Raw genomic sequence first — 20,182 nt, 5'->3', positions numbered from 1 at the left:
TACCTGGCTCTGTTGCTGTCACCCCGGATATGGCAGCGAGGGGACTTTTGGCCCGGCGCCTTGGCGTCGGGCCTTTTTTGTCAAGGCTCTACTGTGCACCGCGTCCTGTGCCAAGGCCCATTGCAGCGGCCGTTTCACTGACCGTATCCGCAAAAATATCGATCAGCGGTGGCTGGTCGATATCGCTGCGATAAATCAGGCTGATGGGGGTGAAATGGGTACCGACGTCGTTTTTCAGGACGTCGAGGATTTCGCGTGATTGCGGCTGTGCGGCTATTGAGCGGGGCACTATACCCAGCAGGTTGCTATGGCCGATAAGGTCGCGCATCTGTCCGAAGCTGCTCGATTCCACCGCCGCCTCGGGGCGGATTGCCAGGTTTTGGGTAAAGATGTTGTCCACCATCTGGCGCATGGGTGTACCGGAGGGGGGCAGTACCCATCGGAACTGGGCCATTTGCGTCCAGGACGGGTTTTTGCGTTGCGACAGGACATGCTGCTTGGCGCAGACAATCGTAAAGGCTTCGGCATAGACGTGGGTGACCTTCATGCCCTGAGCCTGGTCGGCATCCAGTACCCGGCCCAGGATCAGGTCCAGCTCGTTCCTGTGCATGCTCGCCAGCAAAGCGGTTGTGGAGGCCTCCTGAATAATGAAGCGTACCTTGGGGCGTTCCTGCAGTATGCGCACGATTGATTGCGTCAGCAGAGCCGGCGCGATGGAGGGTACGACGCCAACCCGGATCTGCCCGGTGATGCCCTGTGCCAGCATATCGACACCCTCGCGCAGCCGGTCTATATCCGTCAGCAGGATATCGACATGCTGGCGCACCCGTTCCCCATAGAGGGTGAGTGTCATGCCCTGGCGATCACGGTGGAACAGGGCGACGCCGAACAGCGCTTCCAGTTCCTGTATCAGCTTGGTGGCCGCCGGCTGGGTCATGTTGGACGCCGCGGCACCCTTGCGCAGGGTCTGCAGTTCGGCAACGTTGCGCAGCAGTATCAGGTGCTTGAGTTTCAAGCGGCTGGTGAAGACACCGGGATCGAGTTCGTTGTGATTTGCGGGGCTTGGCATGGGCAGCTTCCGGCGGTTTTTGGTGATAACAAAACAATATCACTGGCTGTAAAAATACGATTATGCAGGAATGTATAGCGGGCGCATAGTGGGGGCACATTGCACTCGGAGACCAACAATGACAACACATTCACCGAGGCCTGCCCGGAGGCCAAACATCCTTCTGATCACATCCGACCAGCAGCGTGCCGATTGCTACGGCTTTGAAGGGCGCAAGGTCAAGACACCGCACCTGGATGCCCTGGCGGGCGAGGGCACCCGGTTTTCTGCCTGCATCACGCCCAACGTTGTTTGTCAGCCCTCGCGCGCTTCCATGCTCACCGGGCTGCTGCCTTCGGCCCACGGTGTTTCGGACAACGGCATTGACTTGCCGGAGGCCACGGGCCTGTCCGGCTTTGCCGGTGTGCTGTCGCGCGACGGCTATGCCACCGGCATGATTGGCAAGGCGCATTTTTCGTCCTACCACACCTTTGCGCCCACCGGTACGCCGGAATGCGTTCAGAGCTCCGCGCAGTACGATACCTCCTGGAGCGGGCCTTACATGGGGTTTGGGCAGAACGACCTGATGCTGATCGGCCACAACTACTGGCTGCCGGCCGAGCCACCCCGCGGACTGGCGTATGAAGCCTGGTATCACAATGACGGCAAGGGCGCGCAGAAAAACGCCGCCTACGCAGGTTATGCGCCGCGAACCGCAACCCCCCAGACGTACCATTCCCAGTTGCCGCCCGTGTGGCACAACTCCACCTGGGTTGGCAACAAGACCATTGATTTCCTGCGCGAGCACCGCGACGAGCCGTTCTGTGCCTGGGTATCGTTTCCCGACCCGCACCATCCGTTCGATGCACCGGAGCCCTGGAGCCTGCTGCACCATCCGGACGAGGTTGATATTCCCGAGCACCGCACGCGTGATCTTGATCGCCGGCCCTGGTGGCACCGCGCCTCCGTCGAAACCGTGCCCAAGCTGTCCGGTGAACTGCTGAAAATGCGCTCCGAGTACTCGCGCATGGGCGAGCTGAACGATGCGCAGCTGCGTGAACTGACCGCCAACTACTACGGCATGATTTCCCTGATTGACCACAACGTTGGCCGCATTCTGGCCGAGCTGGACGACCTGGGCCTGGCGGAGGACACCATCGTCATCTACACCACGGACCACGGCGATTTCCTCGGCGATCACGGCCTGGTGCTCAAGGGACCGATGATGTACGACGGCCTGATGCGGGTGGGCATGATCATGCGCGGGCCCGGCATCGAGGCTGGGCGTGTTATCGGCGATCCGGTATCCACCCTGGATCTGTGCGCCACCATTCTCGACTACTGTGGGGCGACGCCGGATGCGGAGCTGGACAGCACCTCGCTGCGCCCGCTGCTCGAAGGCGAGGGCTCGCGGGACTTTGCCTACAGCGAGTGGGACCTGCGTGCCGGGCGCGTGGGTGTGGCACTGGACCTGCGCACCGTACGTACGCAGCGCTATCGCATGACCTCTGAGGTCCGTTCCCAAAGCGGTGAACTGTACGACCTGCAGGAAGACCCGCACGAGCTGGTCAATCGCTACGATGATCCGTCCTATGCATCGGTACGACGGGAGCTGGCGGACATGATCGCCGGTGCCCGCCGCGATATCCCGACCCCGGACCTGCCGATTGTCGGCACCGCCTGATGCATGCAGTGGCGGTTCACTGCTGAACCCTGGGCGGGTGAGCGGACCCGCCCCGTTCAAAGGGGCGGGACCGGTCCCAAGACACTATTAACCCGGCGGGTTAATACATGAAACAGGGATGTTTCATCATTGGCCGCAGGCCAATGCGAACCCCATAAAAACCAGCACGTCCACGCACTTGCGCCTGTTTTTGTGGGGTGACTGGCAAATAGGGAGGGAACCTATTTGCCAGCCAGGTTAATAAGTCGTGCGGGTCAGCGAAGAGGCAAGGCCAAGAGGCAACATTATGACTGTGATTACCAATATCGAGGATCTCAGGGTGCTGGCAAAACGCCGGGTGCCGCGCATGTTTTACGAATATGCGGATTCCGGCAGCTGGACCGAGAGCACCTATCACGCCAACGAAAGTGACCTGCAGAACATCAAGCTGCGCCAGCGCGTGGCCGTGAATCTTGAAGGTCGCAGCACGGCCACCCAGATGGTGGGTATCGATGTAGCCATGCCAGTGGCCATTGCGCCCACCGGGCTGGCGGGCATGCAGCATGCCGATGGCGAGATCCTGGCCGCCAGGGCGGCGGAAAGGTTCGGCGTGCCGTTCACGCTCTCGACCATGAGCATCTGCTCGATCGAGGATGTGGCGGCGCATACGCAAAAGCCCTTCTGGTTCCAGCTGTATGTTATGCGTGACCGCGATTTCATCGAACGGCTGATCGACCGTGCCAAGGCGGCGAACTGTTCCGCGCTGGTGCTGACGCTGGACCTGCAGATCATCGGGCAGCGCCACCGGGATCTGAAAAACGGCCTGTCCGCACCGCCCAGGCTAACGCTGGCGAATCTTGTCAACATGGCCAGCCGGCCACGCTGGTGCCTTGGCATGGCGAGAACGCCAAGGCGCCAGTTCGGCAATATCGTCGGGCATGTCAAGGGTATCGACGATATGGGCACCCTGGCCCAGTGGACCGCCCAGCAGTTCGATCCGCGCCTGAACTGGGATGATGTGCAATGGATCAAGCAGCGCTGGGGTGGCAAGCTCATCCTCAAGGGCATCCAGGACGCCGAGGACGCGCAACTGGCGCTCGACTCCGGTGCCGATGCGGTGATTGTCAGTAACCACGGCGGGCGCCAACTCGACGGCGCCGAGTCCAGTATTCGTGCCCTGCCCGGGATCGTGGATGCGGTGGGCTCGAAAATGGAAGTGCATATGGATGGCGGCATTCGTTCAGGGCAGGATGTGCTCAAGGCCGTGGCGCTGGGCGCCAAGGGCACCTACATCGGTCGTTCCTTCCTGTACGGGCTGGGGGCGATGGGGGAGCAGGGCGTGACCCGGGCGCTGGAAATCATCCACAACGAGCTCGACCTCACCATGGCCTTTTGCGGCCGTACCCAGTTAGCGCAGGTTGATCGTTCCATATTATTGCCGGGCACCTTTGCAGAGGTGTCGGCGCAGGGATAAATTACTTATATTCAATAACTTAATGAAAGCTGTCTGTCTGTGGCACTGCATTCAGTAAGCGTCGGTTCTGGCAGCAATAACAACAAGCAACTATCTGTACCAGGAGAGCGCACCATGAAAAACATTCTTATTGCCGTTGCATCTATCCTTGCCGTGGCCGCCAGCCCGGCATTTGCCCAGTGGCAGCCCACAGCCCCCATTAAAATGATGATCGGCTTCACCCCCGGCGGTTCCGCCGATACCCAGGCCCGCCTGATGGCCGAAGAGCTGGAAGCGCGCAACGGCTGGAAAGTCATTCCCGAATCCGTATTGGGCAAGGGCGGGGCGGTGCTGGCCGCCAAGCTCAAGAACGAACCGGCCGATGGCACCACCATTGGCATGATCGTGTCGGAAACCGTGGATTACAGCATGATAGCGGACCGCAATCCGGGCTACACCCAACACGACTTTACCTATCTTGTGAGCACCGCCGGCACCCAGCTTGGCGTGGTTTCAACCCGGGCCAAGGGATGGAATTCCATGCCTGATGTCGTGGCGGCTGCGCGCCAGGGTGAGACCCTCAGGTTTGGCGTAATGACCCCCAAGCTGGCCGATGGCGCCTACCTGCTGGGCAAGTCCCAGGGGGTCGACTTCAATATTGTTAGCTTCAAGGGGGGCAAGGGCGTACTGGATGCAATTGTCGCAGGGGATATTGACCTGGGGTGGGTGGCAGGCCCCCAGGTGCGGGGCGTGACCGCCGGCGACCTGGTTAACCTGGCATCGGGCGAGGCCGAGCGCCTGGACATGTCGCCCAGCGTGCCAACCATCCGGGAGCTGGGGTTTGAGCAATCCCTTGGCATGGTTTTCGTGTTCGTGGCGCCCAAGGATCTTCCCGCCGACGCCAAGGCCGCACTGACCGCAGCCATGGCGGAGATTCTCAATGATCCGGCGTCCAAGACTAACGCCTACATCACCAAGCTTTTTGGCAAGCCCAGGGTCATCAGCGGTGAGGCGCTGGATACCTACCTGGCCGATTCACTGGACAGCGCCCGGCGCCTGCTGGCCGAAGCTGACAGCCAGTAAGAAAGAATAGCGGTTCGCCGGGCCTGGCCTGGCGAGGATGTCGCCTTCATGGGTGCAAGGAGAGACTATGAATAACCAGCGTTGGGAAATAGCACTGGGCGGTTTCGCCGTCGTCTTTGCGCTGCTGACCGTACTGGCCTGGATTCCGGCCAGCGTCGAGTCGGGGCTGATTGAGCAGGTGCGGCGCCAGGTCATTATCGGTGATGCACTGATGCCCACTGTCTGTGCGGTGCTGATTGGCGGCATTGGCCTGATGCTGCTGACCCGCAGGGCGCCGCACACTGAGGGCGCAGACAAGACTGCCGGGCTCAGCGCGGCAAATCTCAGGTTTGCCTCGGTACTGGCGGGCGTGATCGGACTCGGCCTGGCGTTGATGGTGAATCTCGGCCCCTGGAGCGTTGAACTGGCCCAGGCGCTGGGGGCCGACCTTCCTGCATACCGGGATTTGCGCGACACCGCCCCCTGGAAATATATCGGCTACCTCGCCGGTGGATTTGTCATTGTGATGGGCCTTGTCAGCTTTATACAGGGCCGGATAGCTGTGCGCAGCGCCCTGGTTGCACTGGTGTCGGTCCTGGTCATGGCGATGATTATCGATCTGCCATTCGAGCACCTGCTGCTGCCCCCCAACGGTGATCAGTAACAGGGCCTGGGTCGTTTCGTAATAACGCTAATAATTATAAGGTTTAACGCACATGGATATGACGCTGATCGATTATGTCTCAGGGGGGCTGGCGGCCGTATTTCTGACCGATCCCCTGTTCAGCATCGCGGGGATTCCGGTTTCCACGACGCTGGTCATGGTGTTCTGCGGACTGCTGGCGGGCATCGTGGTGGGGGCTATCCCGGGACTCAACGGTCCCTTCGCCATGGCGGTCGCGCTGCCGATCCTGATTTCCACCTTCGGTTTCACAGCCTCCGCGCTTTTGCCGACGCTGGGCTTTCTTATCGGCATCATGAAGGGGTCAACCCTGGGGGGCGCCGTTCCCGCGATCCTGTTCAATACACCGGGCACGCCGGATGCCGTGATGACCACGCTGGATGGCTATCCCATGGCACGCAAGGGGCAGGGCAGCAAGGCCCTGCGCGTCGCGCATTTCTCCTGCGTATCGGGGGACACCTTTTCGGACATCGTACTGATTACCACCGCACCCTTTCTCGCTGTGCTGGTGGAGCGTTACCTGGGCTTTCCGGAAAAGGCGGCTCTCATTGTGCTCTCGATGGCCTTTATCGCGGCCGTGGTGGGTTCATCCGTGCTCAAGGGGCTGCTGTCGGCGGTATTCGGCATGTTCGTCGCATCGGTGGGCACCGGGGAAGATACAGCACCGCGCCTGACCTTCGGCGTGTTGGATCTGGCACAGGGGTTTTCGGTCGAGGCCGTGGTGCTGGGTGTACTGATTCTGGGGGAGATTTTCACCTCGATCGAAGACCTTGCCTGGCGGCGGCGCAACAACCAGGTGTTGCCCTCGATCCGGGATGAGGGTGATCAGCACCTTAGCTGGGCCGAGCGCTTGCGCCTGTTGCCGGTCATTGGGCGCTCGGCGGCGATTGGCTCGATGATTGGTGCCCTGCCTGGCATCGGTACCACACTGGCGGCCACCCTGGGCTATGCCATCGGCAAGCGGCGTCACAAGGGCCCGGGCGAGTTTGGCGACGGCATACCGGAGGGGGTGGCAGCAACGGAAGGCGCCAATTCCGCGGTGTCCGGCTCCAACCTGATACCTGTGCTCAGTCTTGGGATTCCAGGCAATATCGCGGCGGTGTTCATTCTGCTGGCGATGGAAAGCATTGGCGGGCTGAATCCGGGGCCCAACGTCTTTCGCATGACACCGGGAGAAATGAACCCGGAGCTGGTGATGGTGATCGGGCTGTTTGTCCTGATGATGCTGGCCAACCTGCTGAACTGGACGCTGGGCGGTGCTTTCATGCGCCGCATCGGCATACTGCAGCACATACCCGCCGCCATGATGATGCCGGTTGTCCTGCTGGTTACGCTCACCGCCGTATACATCCAGGATGCACACATGAGCAGCATCTACATGGCGCTGGGCTTCGGCTTTGTGGGGTATCTGATGCGCAAGCTCGACATTTCCGTCCTGCCTTTCGTGATTGCCTTTATCCTGGCGGATGACTTTGAACGCCTTATTCGGCAGGGTTTTGCCGCCTCCGGTGGCGACCCCTGGTTTCTTTTCGCCTCACCGGTGTCCATAGCGTTTCTGGTTGGCGCTATCCTTGTAGCAACGGTGCTCAGTCGCAACCCTGTCGGCAAGGCAGTGATTCGCCATGCCGACTGACCAGGATCGCTGCTGACACAGCGCTATCTAGCCAGGCCAACAGGGTTTGGCGAGCGGATACCGATGATGATCGGACAACAATAAACACGCGAGATCAGGGTGCTTATGGATACTCAAGAACGGACGATCAATACACCGGATTTCACCGCCGGTGATGCCCTCCAGATTGCGACCTACCAGGTGCTGGCACAGGACGGCACGGTTATTCCCGGTGCCGTGGTGCCGGAACTGGACGAGGCGCAGGCGCTGAAGATCTACCGCGCCATGGTGTTCACGCGGGTGCTGGATGAACGCATGCTGGCGGCACAGCGCCAGGGGCGGCTGAGCTTTTACCTGCAGTCCACCGGCGAAGAGGCCACCACGGTCGGCTTTGCCGCAGCGCTGGATGACAGCGACATGATCATGGCGCAGTACCGCGAGCAGGGGGCACTGGCGTACCGCGGTTTCTCGGTTGAGCAGTTCATGAACCAGCTGTTCGGCAACGACCTGGATTATGGCAAGGGCCGGCAGATGCCGATCCATTACGGCTCGAAAGACCTGCATTACATGACCATATCCTCGCCCCTGGCCACGCAGATTCCGCAGGCCACCGGCTATGCCTACGGCCAGAAGCTGGCCGGCAACAAGGCCTGTACCGTGACCGTGTTCGGCGAGGGCGCCGCATCGGAAGGCGATTTCCATGCGGCCCTGAACATGGCCGCGGTGCTCAAGGTGCCGGTGATTTTCCTGTGCCGCAACAACGGCTATGCCATCTCGACACCCTCCAGCGAGCAGTTCGCCTCCGACGGCGTGGCGCCGCGCGCGGTGGGGTACGGCATGAAGTCGATTCGCATCGATGGCAACGATGTGCTCGCGGTGGTCAAGGCGATGCAGAAAGCGCGCAAGCTGGCCGTGGAACAGAATGAACCGGTACTGGTGGAGGCGATGAGTTACCGCCTGGCCGCCCATTCCTCGTCGGACGATCCATCCGGTTATCGCAACAAGGCGGAAGAGGACAAGTGGCGTGCCAAGGACCCGATTCTGCGCATGAAGAACTGGCTGCTAAAGCAGGCATGGTGGGATGAGGCCCAGGAAAAACAGCTGTACGAAAGCATCCGCCCGCAGGTGCTGGAGGCCATGAAACGTGCCCAGCAGCGGCCATCGCCGCCGCTGGAGGCGCTGATTACCGACGTCTATGACCGGCCTCCCGCCCAGCTCGAAGCACAGCTGGAGGCACTCAGAAGCCATCTGGACAAATACCCCGAGGCCTATCCCAAGAGCGCAGGAGGTGCTGCACGTGGCTAACATGAACCTGTTGCAGGCGATCAACAATGCGCTGGATATCGCCATGGCCAGCAACGACAAGGTCATCTGTTTTGGTGAGGATGTCGGGGTCTTTGGCGGGGTGTTCCGGGCCACCAGTCACCTGCAGGAAAAGTACGGCCGGGACCGCTGCTTCAATACGCCCCTGGTGGAGCAGGGCATCATCGGCTTTGCCAATGGCCTGGCGGCCCAGGGATCGGTGCCGGTGGCCGAGATCCAGTTTGCCGACTACATCTTTCCCGCCTTCGACCAGATCGTGAATGAGGCGGCCAAGTTTCGTTACCGTTCCGGCAACCTGTTCAACGTCGGCGGCTTGACGATCCGTACCCCCTACGGTGGCGGTATCGCCGGTGGCCTGTACCACTCCCAGTCGCCGGAGGCCTATTTCGCCCATACCCCGGGGCTCAAGATCGTCGTGCCGCGCAACCCGCACCAGGCCAAGGGGCTGCTGCTGGCCTCGATTCGCGACCCCAACCCGGTGCTGTTTTTCGAGCCCAAGCGGATTTACCGGGCCTCGGTGGGCGAGGTGCCGGAAGAGGATTACGAGCTGCCCCTGGGGCAGGCCGAGATTCTGCAAGAGGGCGAGGACATCAGCCTGCTGGCCTGGGGCGCGCAGATGGAAACCGTGGAAAAGGCCGCCGCGATGGCACAAAAGGAGGGTATCAGCTGTGAGGTGATCGATCTGCGCACCATCGTGCCCTGGGACATCGAAACCGTCACCCGTTCGGTCATGAAAACGGGGCGGCTGATCGTCAGCCACGAAGCGCCGCTGACCGGCGGCTTTGCCGGCGAGATCGCCGCGACCATCCAGGAACGCTGCTTTCTATACCTGGAGTCACCGATTGCACGCGTCACCGGTCTGGACACGCCTTTCCCGCTGGTGCTGGAAAAGGAATACATGCCGGATCACCTCAAGATCTTCGAGGCGATCAAGCAGAGCGTCAATTTCTAGCGGAGCGACCCATGATTAAGGATTTTATTCTGCCCGATATCGGTGAAGGTATCGTGGAATGCGAGTTGGTCGAGTGGCTGATTCAGGAAGGCGATGTGATCGTTGAAGACCAGCCAGTGGCCGAGGTCATGACGGACAAGGCGCTGGTGCAGATTCCCTCACCCTTTACAGGCACGGTGGTCAGCTTGCACTACCAGGCCGGCGACATTGCCAGGGTGCACTCACCGCTGTTTGCGGTGGAGCTGGCCGGGCAGGAGCCGGCGGGTGCCAGTGCCGCTGTCGCCGAAGAGCCGCCAGCTGCCAATGCGCCCTCTGCTGCTGAAGCGGCCCCGCCAGCGCAGCCCGTATCGCCAGCGCAGGTTGCTGAAGAGGACTTTATCCTGCCGGATATTGGCGAGGGCATCGTCGAGTGCGAGGTGGTGACCTGGCAGGTGCAGGAAGGTGACCTGATTGCCGAGGATCAGCCGGTGGTCGATGTCATGACCGACAAGGCACTGGTGGAGATTCCGGCGCCCAGGGCGGGGCGGGTGACGCGGCTCTACTATGCCCAGGGTGAAACGGCCAGGGTGCATACACCGCTGTTCGCCATTATCCCCACCGAGGCGGACGGTGCCGCAGTCGTGGCTGCGCGGAAGTCGCCGCAGGCCACGCAGGGTGTCACGGCATCCGGGCGCACCCCGCCCGGCGCACCGGATTTCCCCTGGCGCCGGGGCAAGGTGCTGGCAGGCCCCGCGGTGCGACGCCTGGGCCGGGAGTACGAGCTGGACTTAACGCAGGTGCCCGGCAGTGGCAAGGATGGCCGTATCCTGAAGGAGGATGTCGAGCAGTACCGCGAACGCCTGGCCAGGCGGCCGGCGACAGCCCCGGCCGCGTGCCCGGCAGCGCCAGCGGCAAGCGAGATACGCATCGAGCCGATCCGAGGCATCAAGGCGGCCATGGCAAAACGCATGCTGGAGGCGGTGTCCAGCATTCCGCACTTTACCTACGGAGACGAGGTGGAGATGAACGCGCTGCTGCAGCTGCGGGCCCAGCTCAAACCCAGGGCGGAGCAGCAGGGCGTACGCCTGACCCTGATGCCCTTCATCATGAAGGCCATGGCGCTGGCAGCGCAGCAGTTCCCGATCGTCAACAGCCGGGTCAATGCCGACTGCACCGAGCTGCATTATGTGGCGAGCTGCAATATCGGCATGGCGGTGGATTCCAAAATCGGGCTGCTGGTGCCCAACGTCAAGGGGGTGGAGCGCCTGAGCATCCTGGACGTCGCCCGCGAGGTACAACGCCTGACGGACGCCGCCCGTGCCGGCAAGCTCAAGCAGGAAGACATGCAGGATGGCACCCTCAGCATCTCCAATATCGGCGCCCTCGGCGGAACCTACATGGTGCCGGTAATCAACAAGCCCGAAGTCGCCATCGTGGCACTGGGCAAAACCCGCAGCTTGCCGCGCTTCGATGCCAGCGGCCAGGTGGTGGCCAGCCAGGTCATGAACATCAGCTGGTCCGGCGATCATCGCGTGCTGGACGGCGCAACCATGGCCCGCTTCAGCAACCTGTGGAAGTCCTACCTGGAGGACCCGGCCTCGATGCTGCTCGACCTGGCCTGAGGCGGACGCCGGGCGATACGCCAGCCCGGCGTCCGGTGTAAGCTTGGGATCAGGGATTCATGCGGGATCGAGGTGCAGGCACGCCCATGACTCAGGATACGCTGCAACAGTTTTACATCCCGGAAGAGCAGTCGATCTACCTGCTCAGTCACCAGGATGCCAAGAAGCTCAAGGACTGGTTCCGGCTCTGTGAAGAGCAGTTGCGCCAGCTGGGCTATCGCGATATCGAGCTGGTCGGCAAGGGGGCGTTCGGCTTCGTGTTTGCCGGCGTGTCGGCGCAGGATGAGTCGCTGGTTTTCAAGTTCTCGCGCATCACCCTGCCACAGCATTACAAGGAACGGCTGGAGGAAGAGGCCTTCATGCTGAGCCTGGTGGAACACTCCCATGTGCCGCGCTGCGTCGCTTTCCAGATGGTTCACGGGCAGCCGATTCTGGCAATGGAGCGGGCGCGGGGGCAGGACCTGGAGCAGCTCTCGCTGGCATGGGGCCCGCTGTCGCCGGGTCTTGTGGTTCGGATCGCGGCGCAACTGGCGGACATCCTGCGAACATTGCGCCGCAATGTCGGCAAGCCGGTGGTGCACGGTGATATCAAGCCCTCCAATATCATGTTTGACCCGGACACGGAAACCGCAGCGCTGATCGACTGGGGGTCGTCGGTCTTTGCCCAGCTGGATGAACACAGCCAGCCGGTTGCCACCAGCGTAATGGAACTGATGTCCGACACCATGCAGCAAACCAATGCAAGGCTGGGGGATGTCTATTTCATCGGTGAGGCGCAGCTCAACGGTGGCCTGTCTTCGCCACGGTTCGACGAGGAAGGACTGGCCGGTACCCTCTATGCGCTGGCCTCCGGGCAGTCCTGCCGCTTCGGTTACAAGGCCATCCCGCCCACCTCGCTGGGGCTGCCAATCGAGTTCGCCCGGGTACTGGAGGCGATGCTGGCGCCGGACCCAGTGCTGCGATCCCGTGCCGGGGATTATTTCCTTGCCCAGATGCCGCGCATGGCGCAACTGGTGATGATGGACCTGCCGGCCCCGCCCCAGGTGCCGACGGTGCCCGTCTGGCTGCGGCCGGGGCAGCGGGATATCGATACCGTGGTGTACAGCTCGCGCAAGTCCTTCCTGCGTGAAGAGGGCGCGCACGAGGTGCTGCAGGCACTGGATGATGCGCCGCTGGATCGCTACTACAAGGAATTTTTGCAGGGCATGGGGGATACCGAGAAGGCGTTCCTGGCCGCGGTCAGCCGCCTGGGCAAGTATCCGGTCGTGGGGGGGCTGGCGGTGCGATGGGAAGCCACGGGGGTATATATTGATTCCAGCCTGAACCTGCACGATGAGCGCCTGCGCACGTCCTTCATTGCCTCGGTCAACAACATGGTGAACCTGGCGCGCGCCATTCGGCGGCGCGGCATTTTCAAAAGCTGCCTGTTCGATGCGCGGGATACGCTGCATATCGACCGCGAGCAGGAAATCGCGCCCTTTGTGGCTCCGCCCGGCATGACCCTGCCCTACGAGATCAGTACCGCACCGGATATCGAGGACAAAACCCGGATGCATTCCTATTTTGAGGATGGGCGCGACCCGGACGAGTTTCTGGAACTGCCGGGCAGGATCATGGATATCCTGGCGCAACTGAACAGCATCCACCATACGGGGATGATCATCTTCGAAAGCCTGCCAAACCACCTGAAAATACACAGCTACTACCGGCTGCTGGACCCGGGCCGCGAAGCGGAGTTTGCCGATTGCCTGGCCCGGGTGTTGCAAAACCTGCCTCTGATCAAAGGCCTGGGGGTCGCGGGTTTCATGAAGCTGCCCTACAAGGACACCCGCTTCTTTACCCACATCGAGCGCCTGCCGGAAAAGTACTACCCCCGCAACCCGCGCAGTGCCTGATGACGTCAGGCGCAGCGAGAGCCAGGCGGCATGCGTGATGACGCATGACGCATCCGGGGGCCGTCTGGCCCAGCGCCTGATCCCGCACAGCCAAAGCCGTGCTGCCATGCGATAATCCCGTTCATTCGCGCTCTGCGGACCCTGCGGGGGCCTGCAAGCGGCATGCAAATGGAGTGAGCCATTGTCTTTTGATCTGAAAAGCCTGGAGCTGTTCGTGCGCGTGGCCAGCCTGGGCGCCATCGGCAGGGCGGGGGCGGAATTCAACCTGTCCGCCACCAACACCACCCAGCGCCTCAAGATGCTTGAAGTCGACCTGGGTGTGAAACTGCTCAACCGCACCACGCGGGCGGTGTCCCTGACGCCGGACGGCGAAACGCTGCTGGAACATGCCAGGCGCATTCTCGAGGACGTGGAAGCGGCCCGCAACCAGCTGTCGCAAACCACCCAGTCGGTGTCCGGTACGCTGCGGGTGACGGCCTCGGCGTCGTTCGGGCGCTCCCATATCGTGCCCTTTGTGCCGGAATTTCTGCGCCTGTACCCCGGCGTGACCCTGGACCTGCACCTGACCGACACGGTGGTGGACATCGTCGAGATGGGGTTTGACCTGGCTTTTCGCATCGGTGACCTGGCGCCGTCCAGCCTGCTGGCGCGCAAGATTGATGACAACCCGATGCAGCTGGTGGCATCGCCGGACTATCTGGCCCGGGCCGGGACGCCGGCCTTGCCCCAGGATCTGGCCCAGCATGCCTGCCTGCCGCTGGGGGATACCCGTGTCTGGAAGCTGCTTGCACCGGACGGAACCCTGCACGAGAGCAAGGTGTCGGGGCCCGTGTCGGTCAACCTGGGGGAGGCGCTGGGCGAGTGGGTGCTGGCGGGGCTGGGCATTGGCCTGGCGTCCCTGTGGTATGCCGGCCCTGATATCGCGGCGGGTCGACTGGTGCCGGTCATGCCCGAGTACCGCGTCTGGCCCGAGGCGAAAATCTGGGCTGTGCGCCCGCCGGGGCGCATCATGCCGGCGCGGGTCAAGGCGTTCCTGGACTTCATGCAGGCGCGTATTATCGAAACCAACAGCCAGCGCTATGCCAGCCTGCTCGATGAGGCCGGCAGGGTGCGTATCGACGCCTGATTCCCACCTCGGTTTCACCGGATTATCACTGTCTGGAAAATGGTCAGTGGGGATTGTTCCGTTTTACGGGATAAAGTTTTCTGGTTTTGCCCGATAGTTCAGAAGCGGTGCCCTCGCTATTCTGTGCTCATCAAACAGGGAGCACCCAGATGACACATGCAACCGATAGCGCCGATATCCAGAACCTGATTTCCCAGGCCTTCAACTTCCGTCATGCCACCAAGGTGTTCGATCCGGCCCGCAAGATTCATGACAGCGAGTTTGACACCATCCTCGAGTCTGCCCGCCTGTCACCCAGTTCCTTCGGCATGGAGCCCTGGCACCTGCTGCTGGTCCAGAGCCCGGAAAAGCGCGCGTTGCTGCGAGACTTTAGCTGGGGCGCCAACGGTGCCTTTAACGGCTCCGCCGGCCAGCTGGGCACCGCCAGCCACTTCGGCATTCTGCTGGCCCATACCGGCGCCACCATGAGGCACCATTCGGACTACCTGCAACAGCACATGCAAGAGGTCAAGCAGCTGCCGGATGATGTCATCGGCTTTATCAATGGCGCCTACCAGAAGTTCCAGGAACAGGATTTTCACATTGCGGATGATCGCCAGATCACCGACTGGTCGGCGCGCCAGGCCTATATTGCGCTGGCCAACATGATGACCACGGCCGCCCTGATGGGGATCGACTCCTGCCCGATCGAGGGGTTCGAGATGGACAAGACCAGCGCCGTGCTGGCGGAGCATTTCGATATTGATCCGGCCCGCTACCAGCCCGCCGTCATGGTGGCCTTTGGCTACCGTGCCGAGGCACCGGCCCATCCCAAGACCCGCCGGGCAATGGAACAGGTGGTTACCTGGGCCTAACCCCTTGCGCCCGGTGAGATTCCTTGGGCGCACAACCGCGTTTATCCCATTCGCATATGCTTTATACAGGTGATACATGAAAGCCATTGGATTCAAGACGTCCCATCCGATCGACCACGCCGACAGCCTGATTCAGTTCGACACCGCCGTGCCCGAGCTGCGTGAGCATGACCTGCTGGTCCGCGTCAGTGCGGTCTCTGTCAACCCGGTCGATACCAAGGTTCGCGTGCGTTCGGCCCAGAACACCACGCTTGAAACCCCCATAGTCCCGGGTTTTGACGCCGTGGGTATCGTCGAGGCGACAGGGCCCGGGGCGGAAGGCTTCAAGCCGGGAGACCGGGTCTGGTATGCAGGGGACGTCACCCGCGCCGGCTCCAATGCCGAGTATCAGGCAGTGGATGCGCGCATCGCCGCGCTGGCCCCCCAGAGCCTCAGTGATGCAGAGGCCGCGGCCATGCCGCTGACGGCGCTCACGGGCTGGGAAGCGCTGTTTGATCGCCTGCGCATCAACCCGGCTGAGAAAAAGACACTGCTGATTATCGGCGGCGCCGGCGGCGTGGGCTCGATCACCACCCAGATTGCCAGCCAGCTGACCAACCTGACGGTCATTGCTACCGCTTCCCGTCCGCAAACCGACGCCTGGGTTCGCAAGATGGGGGCGGATCATGTCGCCAATCACCGTGATCTGGTGGCGTCAGTCAAGGCGCTGGGCTTTGAGCATGTGGATTACATTTTCAATACCGCTGACACCAAGGGGCACTGGGACGCCATGGTGGAGCTGATTGCGCCCCAGGGGCTGATCTCGTCCATCGTCGAGAGCGACGAGCCTGTTGATCTGACGGCACTGCAGGGCAAGTCTGCGGGCTTTATCTGGGAACTGATGTTTACCCGGTCCATGTTTGGCACCCAGGATATTGCCCGTCAGCAGGATATTCTGTCCCAGCTGGCCACGCTGGTGGATGAAGGTCGTATTGGCACCACCCTTGGCGACACCCTCGTGGGCTTCAGTGTAGAGACCCTGAAGGAGGCGCACCGTCGCAGTGAAAGCGGCAAGACCATCGGCAAAATTGCCATAACCTTTTAAGGGCTGCGTGGATATGTCTGAATTCAGCATGATTGTAACCCTCAGCGTGGTGCCTGAAGCCAAAGACGCCGTTCGCGCTGCACTGCAAAAACTGGTGCCGCTAACGCAAGAGGAAGCGGGTTGTCTGCAGTACGACTGCCATGAAGTCGACCCGGATGGCTTCCCGGGGGTTGCCAACACCGGCGGTGACTTCGTGATGCTGGAGGCCTGGCGTGATGCGGCTGCCCACCAGTCACACGGTGTTTCTGCGCACTTCCAGGAATTTATCACCGCGTTCAGCAAAGACGAGCTGCAGCTGTCGGTTCAGCTGCTTAAAAACGCCTGAGTTTGAATCCGGGCCAGAAAAACGGGCGCTCCCGCAAGGGGCGCCCGTTTTTTTGCGTGCGCCGCGTTTAGTCACAGGCACAAGGGGCAAGGGGCAAGGGGCAAGGCACAAGGGGCAAGGAGCACAAATCACGAATCACGACTCCGGCACAGTTAACCCACATGGGTAACAGTTCAGTTCAATGACATGGGTGACACTTTTTCGGGTGTTGATGATTCCTGATCCTTGTAACTGTCGTGCTGGCGGGTGTTTCGAGCCGGTTTGAAGGTTGGTGTTTCGCCTGTCGGCGACATACTTTCTTTGCTCGTGCAAAGAAAGTATGCAAAGAAAGCACGCCCCCCATCAGCCGGCCTGCGGCTGCACAGCGCGCTGGAACGATTTTCCGGGCGCCGCTGACGTCACATCCCTGTGCCGCATCGGCGGCTCGGCATCCATGCCTCGCCCCTGCCGGGCCCAATCGAAAAATAGTCCCAGTGCTTGTCGGCTGCTGAAGGGGGATAGAAGCTGCTCTGTTATCCCGGATGTGCTGAATTGCACCCTGGGGCGGTACGCCGCCATGATGAATCACAAATCACAAATCACAAATCACAAATCACAAATCACAAATCACAAATCACAAATCACAAATCACAAATCACAAATCACAAATCACAAATCACAAATCACAAATCACAAATCACAAATCACAAATCACAAATCACAAGTCACAAATCACGAATCACGAATCACGAATCACGAATCACGAATCACGAATCACAAATCACAAATCACAAATCACCCCGCTACCTCAGGCAGCGGGACTTTCCTGCGCCAGCTCGGCTGCAGTGGACCTCCCGGCGCGGCCATCAAGGCGCGCAAGCAGCGCGGCATTGGCGCAGTTGCCCATCACGTTAAGCGCTGTGCGCAGACCGTCGGTAAAGCGGTCGACCCCGGCGACCACCGCGACCCCTTCCAGTGGCAGGCCCGCAGCGCCCAGTACCGTGGTCATGGCGACAAGGCCGGCGCCGGGCACACCGGCGGTGGAGAAGCTCACCAGCAGGCCGGTGGTGAAGACCGTAATCACCAGCGAGGTGGTGATGTCGACATTGAACAGCTGTGCCACAAAGAGCGCATTGAAGCCCTGCAGCACGGCGGCGCCATCACGCTTGAGCGCGGTACCAAAGGGCAGGGCAAAGCTGGCCAGGGAGTCGTTCATACCGTAGCTGCGTGCATTGCCCAGTGCCAGCGGCAGGGTTGCCCCGGAGCTGGCGGTACCGAAGGCAAAACCCAGGCTCTGGCCGAAGTGGCGCACGAAATCCAGCGGGCGCGCGCCGACAAGGCCCAGCAGCAGCAGGTAAAGCAGCGCCATCAATGCCAGTGCCAGTGTCAGGCCCAGCACGTACATACCCAGGCGCATCAGCAGGTCGAGCCCCTGGGTCGCAATGACCGAAGTGATCAGCGCGAATACACCCAGGGGGGCCAGTTTCAGTACGAACTCCAGCACCTTGAGGCTCACCCGGTAACCGCTTTCGATGAGTCGGTGCAGGGGCTCGCTTTCCTGGGGCAGGGCGCGCATGGCGATGCCAATCAGCGCCGCGGCGAAAATGACCTGCAACAGGCCGCCGCCGCCCAGTGCCGCGAAGGGGTTGTTCGGCACCAGACCCACCAGCCACTGGCTCAGGCTGTCGGCATTGCGGCCCTCGGGCGCCTGGCTGACGAGGCTCTCGGTCCCCGTGCCAGGCGCCAGCCACTGCGCGACCAGCATGCCAAGGGCCAGTGCCACGGCGCTGGTCAGCACGTAGCCAATCAGCAGGCGGCCGGCGAAACGGCCGACATCGGCGCCGGCGTCACGGTTGGTCAGGCTCAGAATCAGGGCACCGAACACCATGGGCACCACCACGAACTGCAACAGGCGCAGGAACACCTTGCCCACTGGCGTCAGCAGATTGGCATCCAGCCAGGCGACGCTGCCCGCGGGCAGGGCATGGGTACCGGCGTTAAGCGCAAGGCCCGTGATAATACCCAGCACAAGGGCGAGCAGGATTTGGCGCGTGACTGACATAGGGTCTCCGTGAGTCGTGTTTTACGGGGTGGATTTCGAGGCGGGCTATTGTGGGACTCGGTAAAGGCTATATCAATAGTAATTTTGATAACGTTATGGAATAAGCAGGTAAGCTCAGGTGCGAGGTGCGAGGTGCGAGGTGCGAGGTGCGAGGTGCGAGGAGCGAGGAGCGAGGTGCGAGGAGCGAGGTGCGAGGTGCCAGGAGCAAGGGGCAAGGGGCAAGGCGCAGGGCGTACGGAGCAAGGAGCAAGGTGCGAGGTGAAAGGGCCTTGCGGCGGGCGCTTTGGCCATTTTGTTGATGACATCATGAAAGCACCGCCATGCGTGGATACGCATGGCGGTGCTTTGGCGTTACTGTGACGTTGTGGTCGCGTCGGGTTAACTATCGCGCACTCAGTTCCTCTGCTACTTCAATACCGACTTCACGGTAGTAACGTTCGGCGCCGGGGTGCAGCGGCAGGTTGAGATCGACCAGTGCGTTCTCCAGGGTGATGTTGCCGAGCATCTTGGTCTGTTCGGCGCGCGGGCCGATATTTTCCCAGAAGGCTTTTGTCATTTTATACACTGTCTCTTCCGGCAAATCCTGATTGGTCACGATACCGACGGTTACGCTCACCGTGTTGATATCCCCGGCTGTAACCTGATTTTCACCGTAAACGCCTGCGGCTATTTTGCCCAGGCGGTACCCTGGCCGCTGAACCATTGCCTGCAACTCGCTGTTGTCGCTGGTATCCAGCGGAAGTCCCAGCAACCTGATTTTGTTGGTCATCACGACCTGGCTCATCACCGGGCTCGGTGGCAAGGTCGGATTGAAGTAGACGTCGATATGGCCGTCCTGAAAGCTTTGTGCGGCGGCATCCCAGCCCAGGCTGACGACCTTGTAGTCTTCGTCGGGCTTATACCCGGTCATTGCCTCGATGATCATGCGTGATGTCTGATACGCCACGCCGCCCGGAGGGCCCAGGAAGACGCGTTTGTCTTTCAGGTCCTTGAATTCCGTGATGCCCGAGTCGGCAAAGGTTGCTACATGGAAGTACCCCATCGGAAAGTTGAAGATGGCACGCAACTTCTCGGACTGCTTGCCGACGCCCTTGGCCTTGGCGAAGGGGCCCGTTTCGGTTTTCATCAAATGGTGCAGGTTGGGTGAAGACATGAAAAACTGCGATTTGTCCGCGGCGGTCTCGACGGCATGGCGCGTTGCCGCCCCGGTGGCGTTAACCTGAATACTGTACTCCGGCAGGGTTTCATTGATGATGTTGGCAAAGGTGTTCATCACCACATAGGGCGAAGTACCGGGCCCCAGGGTAGACATCCGCAGGTTCTCGGCCGCGCTGGCCGGGGTTGAAACCGCGAGTGATACCGCCAGCGTTGCAGTCAGGCCGAGGGTTTTCTTGTACAGGGTGTTAAGCATGGTGTTTCCTTCGTTTTTATAGTGATGGAGTGGGTTGCGGCAATCGTTTC

The 20,182-nt window shown here is 61.3% G+C and carries 16 protein-coding genes; 13 read left to right on the top strand and 3 right to left on the bottom strand.

From position 1 onward, the window contains the following. Positions 1–88 precede the first annotated feature (88 nt). Positions 89–1,069, bottom strand: coding sequence for a LysR substrate-binding domain-containing protein (locus tag KDW95_RS05520; protein ID WP_255855282.1), 981 nt, complete (start codon positions 1,067–1,069; stop codon positions 89–91). Positions 1,070–1,187: 118 nt separating this feature from the next. Between KDW95_RS05520 and KDW95_RS05515 the strand changes: the two genes are divergently transcribed. The 13 genes from KDW95_RS05515 to KDW95_RS05455 all read left to right on the top strand — a co-directional run bounded on the left by KDW95_RS05515 (position 1,188) and on the right by KDW95_RS05455 (position 16,680). Next, entirely contained in the window at positions 1,188–2,732 is a 1,545-nt protein-coding gene (locus KDW95_RS05515) for a sulfatase family protein (RefSeq protein WP_255855281.1), read from the top strand. Positions 2,733–3,018: 286 nt separating this feature from the next. After that, entirely contained in the window at positions 3,019–4,185 is a 1,167-nt protein-coding gene (locus KDW95_RS05510) for an alpha-hydroxy acid oxidase (RefSeq protein WP_255855280.1), read from the top strand. A 114-nt stretch (positions 4,186–4,299) separates the two neighbouring features. Continuing rightward, positions 4,300–5,247, top strand: a complete 948-nt coding sequence (locus KDW95_RS05505; RefSeq protein ID WP_255855279.1) for a Bug family tripartite tricarboxylate transporter substrate binding protein — start codon at positions 4,300–4,302, stop codon at positions 5,245–5,247. Positions 5,248–5,314: 67 nt separating this feature from the next. Beyond that, on the top strand, positions 5,315–5,890 hold the full coding sequence (locus KDW95_RS05500; protein ID WP_255855278.1) for a hypothetical protein: 576 nt from the start codon (positions 5,315–5,317) through the stop codon (positions 5,888–5,890). A 52-nt stretch (positions 5,891–5,942) separates the two neighbouring features. Further along, positions 5,943–7,541 carry a tripartite tricarboxylate transporter permease gene (locus KDW95_RS05495; protein ID WP_255855277.1) on the top strand — a complete coding sequence of 533 codons (1,599 nt, stop codon included), beginning with the start codon at positions 5,943–5,945 and terminating at the stop codon, positions 7,539–7,541. 105 nt (positions 7,542–7,646) lie between these two features. Continuing rightward, a complete protein-coding gene (locus KDW95_RS05490; RefSeq protein WP_255855276.1) occupies positions 7,647–8,825 on the top strand; it encodes a thiamine pyrophosphate-dependent dehydrogenase E1 component subunit alpha in 1,179 nt (392 codons plus the stop codon). Beyond that, positions 8,818–9,795, top strand: coding sequence for an alpha-ketoacid dehydrogenase subunit beta (locus KDW95_RS05485; RefSeq protein WP_255855275.1), 978 nt, complete (start codon positions 8,818–8,820; stop codon positions 9,793–9,795). Before KDW95_RS05490 ends, KDW95_RS05485 begins: the two co-directional genes overlap by 8 nt. Positions 9,796–9,806: 11 nt before the next feature. Beyond that, on the top strand, positions 9,807–11,396 hold the full coding sequence (locus KDW95_RS05480; RefSeq protein WP_255855274.1) for a dihydrolipoyllysine-residue acetyltransferase: 1,590 nt from the start codon (positions 9,807–9,809) through the stop codon (positions 11,394–11,396). A gap of 86 nt (positions 11,397–11,482) precedes the next feature. Next, positions 11,483–13,291, top strand: a complete 1,809-nt coding sequence (locus KDW95_RS05475; protein WP_255855273.1) for a protein kinase domain-containing protein — start codon at positions 11,483–11,485, stop codon at positions 13,289–13,291. Between the two features lie 181 nt (positions 13,292–13,472). After that, a complete protein-coding gene (locus KDW95_RS05470; protein WP_255855272.1) occupies positions 13,473–14,417 on the top strand; it encodes a LysR family transcriptional regulator in 945 nt (314 codons plus the stop codon). A gap of 149 nt (positions 14,418–14,566) precedes the next feature. Then, on the top strand, positions 14,567–15,271 hold the full coding sequence (locus KDW95_RS05465; RefSeq protein ID WP_255855271.1) for an NAD(P)H-dependent oxidoreductase: 705 nt from the start codon (positions 14,567–14,569) through the stop codon (positions 15,269–15,271). Between the two features lie 76 nt (positions 15,272–15,347). Further along, positions 15,348–16,355, top strand: a complete 1,008-nt coding sequence (locus KDW95_RS05460) for a zinc-binding alcohol dehydrogenase family protein (protein WP_255855270.1) — start codon at positions 15,348–15,350, stop codon at positions 16,353–16,355. Between the two features lie 13 nt (positions 16,356–16,368). Then, on the top strand, positions 16,369–16,680 hold the full coding sequence (locus KDW95_RS05455) for a putative quinol monooxygenase (protein WP_255855269.1): 312 nt from the start codon (positions 16,369–16,371) through the stop codon (positions 16,678–16,680). Between the two features lie 787 nt (positions 16,681–17,467). On the opposite strand, the gene KDW95_RS05450 is transcribed toward KDW95_RS05455, so the two are convergent. Together KDW95_RS05450 and KDW95_RS05445 are read right to left on the bottom strand one after the other, a co-directional pair. Then, positions 17,468–18,721 carry a dicarboxylate/amino acid:cation symporter gene (locus KDW95_RS05450; protein WP_255855268.1) on the bottom strand — a complete coding sequence of 418 codons (1,254 nt, stop codon included), beginning with the start codon at positions 18,719–18,721 and terminating at the stop codon, positions 17,468–17,470. Between the two features lie 382 nt (positions 18,722–19,103). Then, positions 19,104–20,132 carry a TAXI family TRAP transporter solute-binding subunit gene (locus KDW95_RS05445; protein WP_255855267.1) on the bottom strand — a complete coding sequence of 343 codons (1,029 nt, stop codon included), beginning with the start codon at positions 20,130–20,132 and terminating at the stop codon, positions 19,104–19,106. Positions 20,133–20,182 lie beyond the last annotated feature (50 nt).

Source organism: Marinobacterium rhizophilum, assembly GCF_024397915.1.
GTDB lineage: Bacteria > Pseudomonadota > Gammaproteobacteria > Pseudomonadales > Balneatricaceae > Marinobacterium_A > Marinobacterium_A rhizophilum_A.
This window is presented reverse-complemented; position numbering and strand designations above follow the sequence as displayed.